Annotated in this window: 7 protein-coding genes; 5 read left to right on the top strand and 2 right to left on the bottom strand. The window is 45.1% G+C overall.

Features of this window, described 5'->3' with window-relative positions:
• Positions 1–10 precede the first annotated feature (10 nt).
• The 4 genes from POV27_RS04570 (at position 11) to POV27_RS04555 (ending at position 10,258) form a co-directional block, all read left to right on the top strand.
• On the top strand, positions 11–853 hold the full coding sequence (locus POV27_RS04570; protein WP_272861543.1) for a helix-turn-helix transcriptional regulator: 843 nt from the start codon (positions 11–13) through the stop codon (positions 851–853).
• A 109-nt stretch (positions 854–962) separates the two neighbouring features.
• Complete coding sequence (locus tag POV27_RS04565; RefSeq protein WP_272861542.1) at positions 963–1,127, top strand: hypothetical protein; 165 nt, start codon at positions 963–965, stop codon at positions 1,125–1,127.
• A gap of 192 nt (positions 1,128–1,319) precedes the next feature.
• Positions 1,320–9,485 carry an HYR domain-containing protein gene (locus POV27_RS04560; protein WP_272861541.1) on the top strand — a complete coding sequence of 2,722 codons (8,166 nt, stop codon included), beginning with the start codon at positions 1,320–1,322 and terminating at the stop codon, positions 9,483–9,485.
• A 161-nt stretch (positions 9,486–9,646) separates the two neighbouring features.
• Positions 9,647–10,258 carry a DUF4230 domain-containing protein gene (locus POV27_RS04555; RefSeq protein ID WP_272861540.1) on the top strand — a complete coding sequence of 204 codons (612 nt, stop codon included), beginning with the start codon at positions 9,647–9,649 and terminating at the stop codon, positions 10,256–10,258.
• Here the strand turns inward: POV27_RS04555 and POV27_RS04550 are convergent.
• The gene (locus tag POV27_RS04550; RefSeq protein WP_272861539.1) at positions 10,247–10,555 is read right to left on the bottom strand and encodes a rhodanese-like domain-containing protein; all 309 of its coding nucleotides are present in this window, start codon (positions 10,553–10,555) and stop codon (positions 10,247–10,249) included. The two genes, POV27_RS04555 and POV27_RS04550, sit on opposite strands and share 12 nt — an antisense overlap.
• A gap of 7 nt (positions 10,556–10,562) precedes the next feature.
• Positions 10,563–12,308 carry an aromatic amino acid hydroxylase gene (locus POV27_RS04545; RefSeq protein WP_272861538.1) on the bottom strand — a complete coding sequence of 582 codons (1,746 nt, stop codon included), beginning with the start codon at positions 12,306–12,308 and terminating at the stop codon, positions 10,563–10,565.
• A 73-nt stretch (positions 12,309–12,381) separates the two neighbouring features.
• On the opposite strand from POV27_RS04545, the gene POV27_RS04540 reads away from it, so the two are divergent.
• The gene (locus POV27_RS04540) at positions 12,382–12,951 is read left to right on the top strand and encodes a TetR/AcrR family transcriptional regulator (RefSeq protein WP_272861537.1); all 570 of its coding nucleotides are present in this window, start codon (positions 12,382–12,384) and stop codon (positions 12,949–12,951) included.
• The last annotated feature ends 39 nt before the right edge of the window (positions 12,952–12,990 follow it).

The following is a 12,990-nucleotide window of genomic DNA, read 5'->3' as shown; positions in this document are numbered from 1 at the left end:
TTAACCCTCAATGCGTCATACAACTCACTTATTGGTATGCCTAGCACTGTTTTGCTGCACTTTATTGTGTGTAGCTCAAAATAACTCCACCCCACAGGATAGCTTACAATTGGAAGAGTTGATAAAAGCTACCCCTAGTGCCGATAACAATTCACCAGAAAGGACTAAGCAACTATTAGCCGAAATAGATGCGTTAAAGGCTGAAATGCAGCGTTCCATGGACAGTATGCAAACCGCTTCAGAAAGAAAGATTGAGAAGTTAGAAAAACAAAAGAAAGCCAATACCGTGTTTTGGTCTTTAATATGTGGTTTGATTTTAATGTTGGCCGTGAGCACGATGACCTACTACAGAAGTGAGGAGAAAATTAAGGAGCAAGCCTATCAAAATTTACTGCTCAATAATAAAGTAGCGACGAAGGAGGAAGAGGTAAATAAGTTGCTTGCCGAGACCATTCAGCATATCAAATCGAAAGAGCAAATTGCCGAAAACCTTCAAAAGCTATCCAAGGAAGAAGAGGGGGTTACCCTTAGAAGTATTATTGCAGACATTAATGCCAGCAAAGTAGATGATTCTAAATTAATGCTCGTAAAACAAAATATTGAGCAGGCCAATTATGAGTTTATAAAAGCCCTCAAATCTGCCCATCCAGATCTTTCGAAAACGGATATTGAAGTATGTTCTTTCATTCGTATCGGTTTGGACAGAAATGAAATTTCCAAATTACGGAATACCTCCGTCGAAGCAGTTAGAAAATCCAGGCATCGTATTCGAAAAAAAATGGCCTTAGAAGATCATATAGATCTTAACACCTACCTTTCTGAAGAAATAATTCCAGATGTAACAGAAATTTAATTAATTGAATATTAGTTAATTAGCTTTTTGTCCGCTTTTTTGTCCGCCCAAATTTTTTGGCGGATTTTTTTTGCTCGCGTAATCTTGCCTAAGAATCTTTCAAACGAAAATGATACGAGCATTCTTTAAAAAAATCAATAGACTTTTTTCATCCGAATTGGATAGTGGGGAGGATAAAACCTTGGACGAATTGAAAAAGGAAGAGGAGGTGTTGAATGCCAAATTGGATGCCCTTGAGGAGATGGAAGAAAAATTAAAAGATGTGATTAAATAATACCAGGTTCCAAATGGGGAGTTGGAGCCTGGTATGACCATATTTTGTTGAGGTTAATGGTTGGGGTGGAAAAATTATAGGGTGAACCCCTATTTGCACCCCTCCATTTTTTAATTACTAACCACATTAAAACTAAACTTGCGACACTAAAAAAAATAGAATTTCAGTAACCATTTTATAATCGACCCTTTTATGAAAAAAACTATTTTACTTATTTTGATGCTCTTCGCGTCATTAAGTTTTACTTATGCACAATGTGGCCCCGGCCAAAATATTAATCAAAATGTTGTAACCGCAGGATTGGTGGCTTCTTCGACTGAACAAGGAAACAGCTTTGTTGCTCCCTGTACTGGACAGATTGAGTCGCTTACCATTCGCGTATTTAACGTTTCCGCTGCTGGAACAGCAACGGCAACCATACATGCCGGAGATACTGGTGTTAACATTATTGGTACTACCACGATGAATATCCCCGCAGCGGGAGGTGAGATTACAGCTACCTTTGCAACGCCAGTACCTGTTACCGCGGGAAGTACCTATACCTACATGGTTGACCCAGGATCCATATCGTTTGGTCTTAGCATGGGCGGAGGCGATCCATATCCCGCAGGAGATAATCTTAGGAACTCGGGAGGTTCATTCAATCCCGCCACTAGTCCCGATTTAGACTTTCGATTTATTATAGGCTTTGTAGACGAAGTAGATCCAACAGCGGTTTGTAGCAACTTTACTGCTCAATTGAATGCCACAGGAAGTGTTACTATCGCTGCAAGTGATGTAGATGGTGGATCTACGGACGATAGTGGTTCAGTTACATTAAGTGTAAGCCCAAATACTTTCAATTGTGCCAATTTGGGTGCCAATACAGTAACATTGACCGCCACGGACGCTGCAGGAAATACAGATACCTGTACAGCTACTGTAACCGTAGTAGACAATATAGGACCTACCATCACCTGTCCTTCAGATATCACAACGAGTACCGATCCCGGATTGTGCGAGGCCAATGTAACGGTTCCTGCCCCATCGGCAATCGACAACTGTGGTTCTTTGAGTTTTGCTTCCCTACATTTTGATGGGGCAAACGATGAGATAAATGTGGCCAATGGTTTTGGTAGCGCATTGACCGAAACTACAATAGAAGCGAGAATCTTCATGGAAACCGATTCAGGTTTCGATGTGCTTCTGAACTATGATGGTTGGCAACCTGGATACCTCCATTTTCAAATGAGCAATGGGAATATAGGATGGTCCATTAATAATAACACACCCACCGATCAAGTGGTGGATGCAGGCCTTGTTACAGGTCAGTGGTATACGATCTCTGTTGTGTATTCCAGTATTACAAACAATGTGTTATATTATGTAGATGGAGTTTTGGCAGCTACCCGTACCTATACCACCGCAAATCCTATTGTAGGAGGCGTTCCCTTTAACATTGGTTCATGGAGTAACAACCGTTACTTCGATGGAAACATTGATGAGTTGCGTGTATGGAACACCGTTCGCACGGAACCGGAAATCCTTGCCAATTACAATGCTACCCTAACAGGGAGCGAAACAGGACTTGTTGCCTTATATACTTTCGATGAAGGAACGCCATGTGCAGATAATTCTGGGGTAACCACGTTGAACGATTTGGCAGGTGGAGATAACAATGGTTCCATTGACAATTTCGATCTGAGTGGAGGGTCTGGTTGTGACTCTAATTTCGATGATCCACGAATACCTTCTACATTAACGGTAACAAATGATTTTAATGGAACCAGTGATGCATCTGGTACCTATCCTTTAGGAACTACTACAGTAACTTGGACAGTTACAGATTCAGGAGGTAATATGGCATCCTGTACCATGGATGTTACTGTAGAAGACAACGAAGCTCCCGTCATTACGTGTCCTGCAGATATCACAGTGAACAACACTGTTGGTCTATGCGAAGCGGTAGTAACTTTTGCCGATGCTACGGCAACCGATAGTTGTGGCGGAGGGGTTACCATTACTCAAACAGGAGGGCCAGTTTCTGGATCTTCTTTCCCAGTAGGCGATACAACGATTACCTATGAAGCCATGGATGGTTTGGGTAACACGGCAACCTGTTCCTTTACGGTTACCGTAATCGATGCGGAGGCACCAACGATTAGTTGTCCAACAAATATTACTGTCGATAACGATACAGGACTCTGTGGCGCCAATGTGACCATACCCATTCCTACAGTGGCAGACAACTGTGGTGGGTTTATGACCTCTATTGCTGGAGCAGTGACACCACTTGTGTTCGATATCAATGATGAACTTGCAGATACACCTGTTGTATTTGCGGGTGCTACAACTGCTTCTGAATTGGTAATCATAGAAATTAATTACCAAGGAGACTTTACCAGTTCTTCAGAATGTATGGATATTCAAGGACCCGATGGAAGCCAAGTGTTTTTTGGCTGTGATTTCGTGGATGACGGAGACTGTGGTTCTATCACAAATCCAACCTTTACGGTTAGTGCTGCAACATGGAATTCATGGATAACAACCTATGGATCTGATTTAACCTTCACTTTATTAGCCGATGATAACGTAGACGATGGAGGCTGTGGCGACTCTGGACCGGCGAACAACTTTATCCAATTAATCCGAAGAGGAAACGTCAATATCACCAACGACCAGAATGACGTTACAGATGCCTCGGGCTTTTATCCCGTGGGTACCACGACGGTAACCTTTACCGCTACAGATGTTGCAGGGAATTCTACAAGCTGTACCGTAGATGTTACGGTAAATGATGTGGAAGCCCCTTCGATAAGTTGTCCTTCAGATATTACGGTTAATAATGATGCCGGAGTTTGTAACGCTCTAGTTACCATTCCCATGCCCACTACCGCAGATAATTGCCCATATGGAGCTGGTACGTCTCTCGTAACCGTAACCGGTCCGGTGACTAGTTTTAACTTTAATGTCGATGATGAATTGATAGATACGCCAACCACATTAACAGGTCTAGCTGCTTCTACGAGTGATGTTACAATGAATTTCACTGTTGACGGAGACTTCGGAGGTAGCTCGGAATGCTTTGTGCTTACAGGACCAGATGCCAGTACTATATTTTCTGAATGCGAGCTAACTACATCCGATTGCGATACGGCAAATCGTTCTCTAACTATTTCCTTTGCTACTTGGAACGGATGGATTGCGACCTATGGAAGTGATCTTACCTTCACACTGTTAGCAGACTCCAGTGTGGACGGTGGTTTTGGAGGATGTGATGACACTTACCAATTGGAAGTGATTACAGATACATCTTCAGCACTTATTGCTACCAATGACTTTAACGGTACAGCAGATGCGTCAGGCACCTATCCTATTGGAACTACTACAGTAACATGGACAGTAACAGACTTGAATGGAAATTCGAATACCTGTACCATGAATGTAACTGTTAATGATGTAGAAGCTCCTACCATTACCTGTCCTGCAGATATTACTGCCGATAGTGATCCAGGAATCTGTGGAGCCGATGTAAGCGTGCCACTTCCAGTGGTGGCCGATAACTGTTTGGCCTGTGTGCAGAGCGATGATATCGAATCCTTTACACTAGGTCAATTGTATGGACAAGGAGGTGATTGGCAGACATGGACTCCCGATACCCCAGCCCAAAGTTTTGAGGTTTCCAACGAACAAGCCTTAAGTGGGACACAAAGTGTAAAAGTGGAAGGTGTACCTTCAGGAGGACCTACAGATATGGTTTACAACCTTGGCAATCGATCTTTTGGTGCTTGGGAAGTAACTTTCAATCTGTACATCCCTTCTGGGAATGCCGCCTACACCAATATCCAAAAATCAGAAACGTCGGGAACGCAATGGGCGAACCAGATTCAGTATAATTCAGACGGTACAGCAGATTATAATGTCAATGGCGGTTTTACCTCCTTTACATTTCCACAGGACGCATGGTTCGAAGTGAAATACCTTATTAATATCGATGGAGATCATAGTGAGTTCTTTATAGATGGTGTATCCATCATTAGCCACCCATTCAGATACCAAACAAATGGTAACAATGGACTAATGACGCTGGGATCTATTAACTTTTTCCCGATTACGAATGCCTTCGGAAATGATCCTAACCCAAGTGCAATCCCACTGTATTATGTGGATGATATAAGTCTTTGCCCAGTGGCGGTGAATGACTATAACAATACAGCCGATGCTTCCGATACCTATCCCGTAGGAACTACTAATGTGGTATGGACCTACACCGATGTGGGCGGAAACGTAGATAGTTGTACCCAAGTCATCACTGTTAATGATATTGAGGCTCCTGTTGTAACGAGTTGTCCTACGGATATAGCTGTGGATAATGATGCCGGAGTTTGTGGAGCGATCGTTACTTATGATACACCTTTGGCCCTTGATAATTGTGAGGCGACTCCAATAACAGGTTTCACGTATTTAGGAAATTACAATGGGATGGCCTATTACCTTTCCGATGGAACCAGCAATGCGCCCAATGCGTTTACCAGTGCGGAAGCACAAAACGGGTTTGCTGCGACGATAACTTCTCAAGATCACAATGATTGGTTACGTCAGGCATTAGATGCCCAAGGAGCTGGCCAGGTCATTATTGGTTTCACCGATCGCGTTACCGAGGGAACCTTCGAATGGCATAGTGGAGATACGTCTACCTATACCAATTGGAGATCTGGGGAGCCTAATGATGCAGGTGCGGGTGAAGATTACACGGTAATTCGACCCGATGGAGAGTGGAATGACATTAATTCAACGGTGACGAGACAATATGTGATCGAGGTCGCTGGATTCCCAATGACGCAAACCGCTGGATTGCCTAGCGGAAGTGAATTCCCGGTAGGAACCACCACCAATACTTTCGAAATAACCGATGCTGCTGGAAACACCTCGACTTGTTCCTTTGATGTAACGGTAAACGATACCGAAGATCCAGTAATTTCTTGTCCAACGGATATAGTTACAGACAACGATCTAGGATTATGTGGTGCAAATGTTACTGTTCCATTACCCGATATAATGGATAATTGTTTCGAAGGAACCCTTAGAACACCTTTTGTGTTCGATGGAAATGGCGAATTGGCAGATACACCGACGGTTTATTTTAATGCCGAGACAGCCTCTGCGGATGTTACTATAGATATTTTATTGAATGGTGATTTCAATTCAGGTTCTGAATGCTTCGAATTGAATGGTCCAGACGGAAGCCAAGTGTTCTTTGAATGTGACATGGATCCTCAGTGCGGTACTTTTAACCGATCCTTTACGGTAACGCAAGCCACTTGGAATGGATGGATCACCACTTTTGGAACCGATTTAACCTTTACTTTGGTAGCAGACACTTCGGTGGATGACCTTGGTTCTTGCGAAAGCTACTATCAATTGTCACAAGGGACTTTTTCAAATATCACCCTTACCAACGATTACAATGGAGGCCAGAGTGCTTCCGATTTCTACCCCGTGGGAACCACTTTGGTTACCTATACGGTCGAAGATGGTAGTGGAAACACGACTACATGTGCTTTGAATGTTACAGTGAACGATACAGAAGCTCCAGAAGTTGTTTGTGAAGACACTACCATTCAATTAGATGCTAATGGGATGGCAAGTATTACCGCAGATGATGTTTTGGGAACTGCGCTTACCACCGATTATGCGGTAGACATGTCCGGTACATTCAACCCTACGGACATTTCCGCAACAGGAACTTTAGTTACATTGAGTGATGATCAAGTATCTGGGGCATTGCCTATCGGATTTAGCTTTGATTTCTATGGAAACACCTATACCGATTTCTATATTTCTTCCAATGGGTTTGTAACGTTTAATAGTAGTACAGATAGTGGATGTTGCGAAGGACAACAATTACCCAATACAAGTACTCCAAACAATCTTATTGCGTTGGCATGGGATGATCTTTTCCCTCCGGGGGCAGGTTCGGTGAGCTATGAAACTATAGGAACCGCTCCTGATAGAATCTTGATCATCGATTTCACCGATGTTCCTGCATGTTGCGATTCCACTCCTATTGTAACGAGCCAGATTAAATTGTATGAAGGAAGCAATATTATTGAAATTCACAGTGCCGATGTTACTTCTAACAATGGCATGACACAAGGAATTGAGAATATAGATGGAACGCAGGCCACTATTGTGTCTGGAAGAAACTTTGACTCTTGGGCTGTTACCAATGACTATGTGGCCTTTATGCCATTAAATCCATCCGATAATTGTGGCGTAGACACAGTGGTACTGTCGCAGACAGATTTCACCTGTGCCGATGTTGGGGACAACACAGTGACAGTGACGGTGACCGATGTAAATGGAAACGTTGCGACTTGTACCAGTACAGTAACTGTTGAAGACAATATTGCACCAACGGTGGTTTGTCAAGACATCACAGTACAATTGGATGCTAACGGTATGGCTACCATTACCCCAGCTGATGTGGACAACGGCTCCTCAGACGCCTGTGGTGTGACGCTAAGCCTAGATATCGACACTTTCGATTGTAGCAATGTGGGTGCGAATACGGTAACACTGACGGCTACCGACCCATCTGGAAACAGCAGTACTTGTACCGCCACGGTAACGGTTGAGGACAACGTGGCTCCGGAGGCGGTGTGCATGGATATCGACGTGTTCCTGGATGCCAGCGGTAACGCTTCTATCACCCCGGCCGATGTGGACGGGGGCTCCAACGATGCCTGTGGTGTTGCTGGCCTTGCCATCGACATCACCGACTTCACCTGTGCCGATGTTGGGCCGAACGACGTGACGCTCACCGTGACCGACAACAACGGAAACGTGAGCAGCTGTGTCGCTGTGGTGACGGTGATCGACAACACGGCACCCGTGATCTCATGCCCCGCAGATGTGGTGACAGGCACCGATCCCGGGGTTTGCTCCGCCCAGGTAGTCTTCAGCGATGCCATCGCCAGCGATGAGTGCGGTATCCTTTCCGTTGTCCAGACGGCCGGGCTGCCGTCCGGGAGCGACTTCCCGACGGGCGTGAACACTATAGAATTTACCGCCACCGATGTGAACGGGAACACGACCGTCTGTTCCTTCACCATCACGGTGAACGACGATGAGGATCCAGTGGCCGTTTGCCAGGATATTACGATACAATTGGATGATACTGGAGTCGCTACTATAACCGCAGACGACGTCGCAGGGGTCAACGCGGACAACTGCGGGGTAGCCTCCACATCCATTGACATGGATACCTTCGACTGCAGCAACGTCGGTGACAACACCGTGACCCTTACCGTGACCGACACCAGCGGGAACACATCTACCTGTACGGCCATCGTGACCGTTGAGGACGTGACCGCTCCGGAGGTGCTCTGCCAGGACATCACCATCCAGTTGGATGACGACGGGATGGCGACCATCTCGGCAACGGATATCGACAACGGTTCCACGGATGCCTGTGGCATCGATACCTACGAGGTGGACATCGACACCTTCGATTGCTCCATGATCGGGGACAACACCGTTACCCTAACGGTGACCGATGTGAACGGCAACAGTGCCACTTGTACGGCAACTGTAACGGTAGAAGACCTTATAGACCCCGTGGTGGCCTGTATGGACATTACGGTGGAACTGGACGAGAACGGGATGGCCGTTATCACCCCGGAGGACGTGGCGACGATCTCGGACAACTGTGGCGTGCTTACCACGGCCATCGATATCTTCGAGTTCAGCTGTGACGATGTGGGGACCCCGGTAACGGTGCAGATATTCGCCAACGACGCGAGCGGGAACCTTTCCAGCTGTACCGCAGTGGTAACGGTAGTGGACACCCTTGCACCGGTGATCACCTGTCCAGCGGACCAAACGGTGGACCCGGGACCGGGCATGCTGTTCTATGAGGTGCCGGACTACTTCGCTACGGGCGAGGCCACGGCCATCGACAACTGTACCGACCCTGTGACGGTCACTTCCCAGGACCCGGCCGCGGGCACATTGTTGCCGGATGGCGTGTACACCATCACGCTGACGGCAGAGGACGAGTATGGTAATGCATCCACCTGCGAGTTCGAACTGACGGTAGAGAGCACTCTTGGATTGGACGACCTTCCGGTCGACCTGTCCACTATCGTTGTGTACCCGAACCCCGCGACGGATGTTGTGTTCATCAGCAACCCACAGAGCATTGCACTTGAGGAGGTGACAGTGTTCGATCTTGTGGGCAGGAAGGTGGCGAGCTATGATCTGAGGAATTCAGGGATAGAGACATCGCTCGACATCTCCAACCTAGCCACGGCCAGTTATACCCTGGTCATCGAGGGCAGTGGTGGACAGATTACCAAGCGACTGATCAAAGAGTAAGATCAATATTTGGTTAGTAAGTAGAGAACCCTCTGGAGCTATTCAACCTTCGTAACCATGTTACTATGGTGAAGTAGGTAGCGAAGGAGGGTTGTTTTATGTCGAATTGGCAAATTGATACTCGGTCTCAAATTTTCAGTATCTTTCTGAAAAACTTCGGGATGCGTAAGATTTTATTCGGCATTGGTATAGCATTGGTACTTGTTTTTGGTGTTCAGTATTGCGAATACCGCAAGGATGAGAAGGAACGCGTTATTCGCCATAGCTCCATCATTCAGAAACAACTCAAGAATGTCGGGAAGCTTGTAGTTACCGAAGGTTCTTATGCAGAGGTATTGAGCTACGAAGACTCTAAAAAACTCTATTTCGATTTCTTTTCCACCAAAAAAGCGTTGGTAGTTGTGAATGCCGAAGCGACCATTTCGTACGATCTAAGTCTTATTCAAACAGAAATTTCCGAAGAGATGAAAACGGTGACTATCACCCACATCCCTGAGCCGGAATTGAAGGTATACCCGAAAATTGAGTACTATGATATGGAGGAAGGGTATTTCAATAAATTCACTGCCGAAGACCTTAATGTTATTGCTTCGAGGGTGGATGATTCTTTACGTAAGAAGATTGAGGCTTCCAATTTAACCTCCAATGCGCAAAACAGACTGATCTCCGAATTACAGAAAATCTATATCCTCACCAATTCTATGGGATGGACTTTGGAGTACAAGGGAGAGGTGCTGGAGTCTCAAGAGTCCTTAAACGACCTAATGCTCTAATTTTTTGTAAAGAGAGGCCCATCCACCGCCATTAATGGCTTCTATACCGTTGGCTCGTAGAATGGAAGCTGCACTACCACTGCGTACACCACTGGCACAGCAAGTAATTACAGGCTTATTCCACTTTTTTATGTCTGCGATTCGCACGGACACCTGTTGCAATGGAATATGCTTAGAGCCAGGAATGGCTCCGTTGTTGTATTCTCCTTTGGTTCGCACATCTAAAATGATGGCGCCACGATTTTGAAAGTCGGCGATTTTCTTTTTCTTATTTCCGAATAAACCGAATAGTCCCATAGCGTTTTTACTGAATAGTTTCTTTTTTTAATAATTCCAATCCGCCGTCAATTAAATGAGCAATTTCAGGCCGAATGGTTTTCAATGCCTCTAAATGTTGAAGAATGGAGGAATTAGAGGTAAGTTCAAATAGTTCGAGGGGCAATAGCCAATCTGAGGGATGATCTTTCTTTAGTGCTTCAGAAATTGCTAATAGCGATTCTGTGTCAAGTGTGTCTGCTTCCCGAATGTCCCTAACTTTTCCATAAAGCGCATTGAGCTTTTGTTCTTCTTCCGATTGTGCGACCCGCACCGTTTCTGTTTCACTTATTTGATGCGTGGCCAAATCGAAACTTAAATAATCCGCTGCACCCGCAAAGGCAGATACGATGTCCATTCCTACAGCCATATCGAAATCACCATCTTCGGGAGCAAAGAGGACTTCACCTTTGTATTTAACTGTACAATCGGTAAATTGAATCAGCATCAGTTCCCCACCAAGGTTACGCATTCCCGTTACATTCATACCTTCTACGGTGATACCGCTTTCAAATTCGAACGCAATGGGCTTGCCATCATAAAAATTATACGCCTGTAAGTCCCTTGGTCCCATATTTTCAATGGCAAGGTTAATGCCTTTCAGTTTTCCCAAAGGAGAACGGAATCCGTTAGTATGTCTGCTTACGCCATGACCTATAACTTCTTTTTCTCTGTAGGCTAGTGCTGTGGGGCCTTCGGTTTCAAAATACACCACTTCATTGTCTTCATTCTGAATCATTCGCGTGAACACTCCAGAAATTTGAAGCCCCGTGCTTATTTCGATAGTACCTAACTGTTTAGAGCCGATCAACTTTTTAAGGCCACGCCACCCTCCTTTACGAACCGCCATGGTGTTGGCGAATTCTTCCAGTACTTCTTGTAGGTAAGCAAAGTCTGGAGTTACGTATAGTTGAGGTTGGGGTTTCGTAATATCAAAATCTTGGTAGGCAGCATCTATGGAATAAGGCATCTTTTTCACCTCTTCCTTCATGCACCATTCACTTTCGCCTATAGAAGATAATAATCCAGCTCCGTAAATCTTGGGATCTTCAACCGTTCCTACCATGCCATATTCTACCGTCCACCAATGAAGGTTACGGATCAACGAAATTTCAGAACGTTCTACTTCTTTGTTTTGAAGTACTTCTACCTTTTGCTCTGCCGCATCGATTTGATCCTGCGGAGTTCCTTCGGCTTCTTTCAGAATGGAAAGCTCCCGCACGGCCTCATACATTTCAGTATCATGGGCACTGGTAATGGCCTTGGCACCAATTTCTCCAAAACGACGTAAATATTCCGCATAATCTGGACTGGCGATGATGGGTGCGTGTCCTGCACCTTCATGAATAATGTCGGGTGCTGGTGTGTACTCAATATTCTCCAACTGACGAATATCGCTAGCGATGACAAGCACTTTATAGGCTTGGAACTCCATGAAAGCATTGGGTGGTATAAAACCATCTACGGCTACGGCAGCCCAACCGATTTCTTTTAGAATTCGGTTCATCCCATACATGGACGGAATGGAATCGATGGAGATTCCCGTTTTTTGCAAACCTTCTACATAGCTTTCGTGCGCCACTTTGCTGAGGTAATCTACATTTTTGCGCATTACATAACGCCAAACCGCTTGATTAATGGGCGTGTACTGCTCATAGTTTTGCGGTTTGATATACTGCTTAAGGTGCGGTGGTAACCGGTCGATCAATTCGTTGCTTTCAATCTTCTGTTCCATAGACAATCAAAAGTAAAGCAGTCCGTCATTCTATCCAAAATATGTACGTCCTTATTTTTGTAACTTGCACGCGATGAAAGGAACTACACGTAAGGAAGAGATCATTTCGGTAGCCTCTAGGCTCTTTGAAGAAAAAGGGTTTACAGCGGTTTCTGTAAGGGATATTGCCCAGGAAATGGGCATAAAAGCAGCCAGTCTGTACAATCATATAAGTAGTAAACAAGAAATCCTTTCATCCCTTATTCTAAAATTGGCAAGGGACTTCACCAAGGGCATGAATGGAGTACAAGAAGCCAATTCCTCGCCCTTGGAAAAGGTAAAGGCTCTTATCGAATTGCATATTGATATTACTGTGAACCATTCCGAAGCCCTGGCGGCACTCAATAACGATTGGATGCACCTACAGGGACAGGACTTGATCGATTTTGTACAAATGCGAGAAGATTACGAAGAGAACTTCAGAAATATCATTAGAAAAGGTGTGGAATTGGGGCAAATACAGCCGCGGCATCCCGAAGTCATTTTGTTTTCTATTCTTTCTACCCTTCGAACCTTGTATTTGTGGTATCAGAAAAGAGGCAAATTGGATGTAAATGTCCTGAAAAAGGACATGGCCGAAGTACTGCTACACGGCATTACGTAAGGTCTGGAGAATCGCCATTTGCATATCTAACTAACAATT

The organism is Aureisphaera galaxeae, from assembly GCF_028561275.1.
GTDB lineage: Bacteria > Bacteroidota > Bacteroidia > Flavobacteriales > Flavobacteriaceae > Aureisphaera > Aureisphaera galaxeae.
The sequence above is the reverse complement of the archived record's forward strand: the minus strand, read 5'-3'. Positions and strand labels throughout refer to the sequence as shown.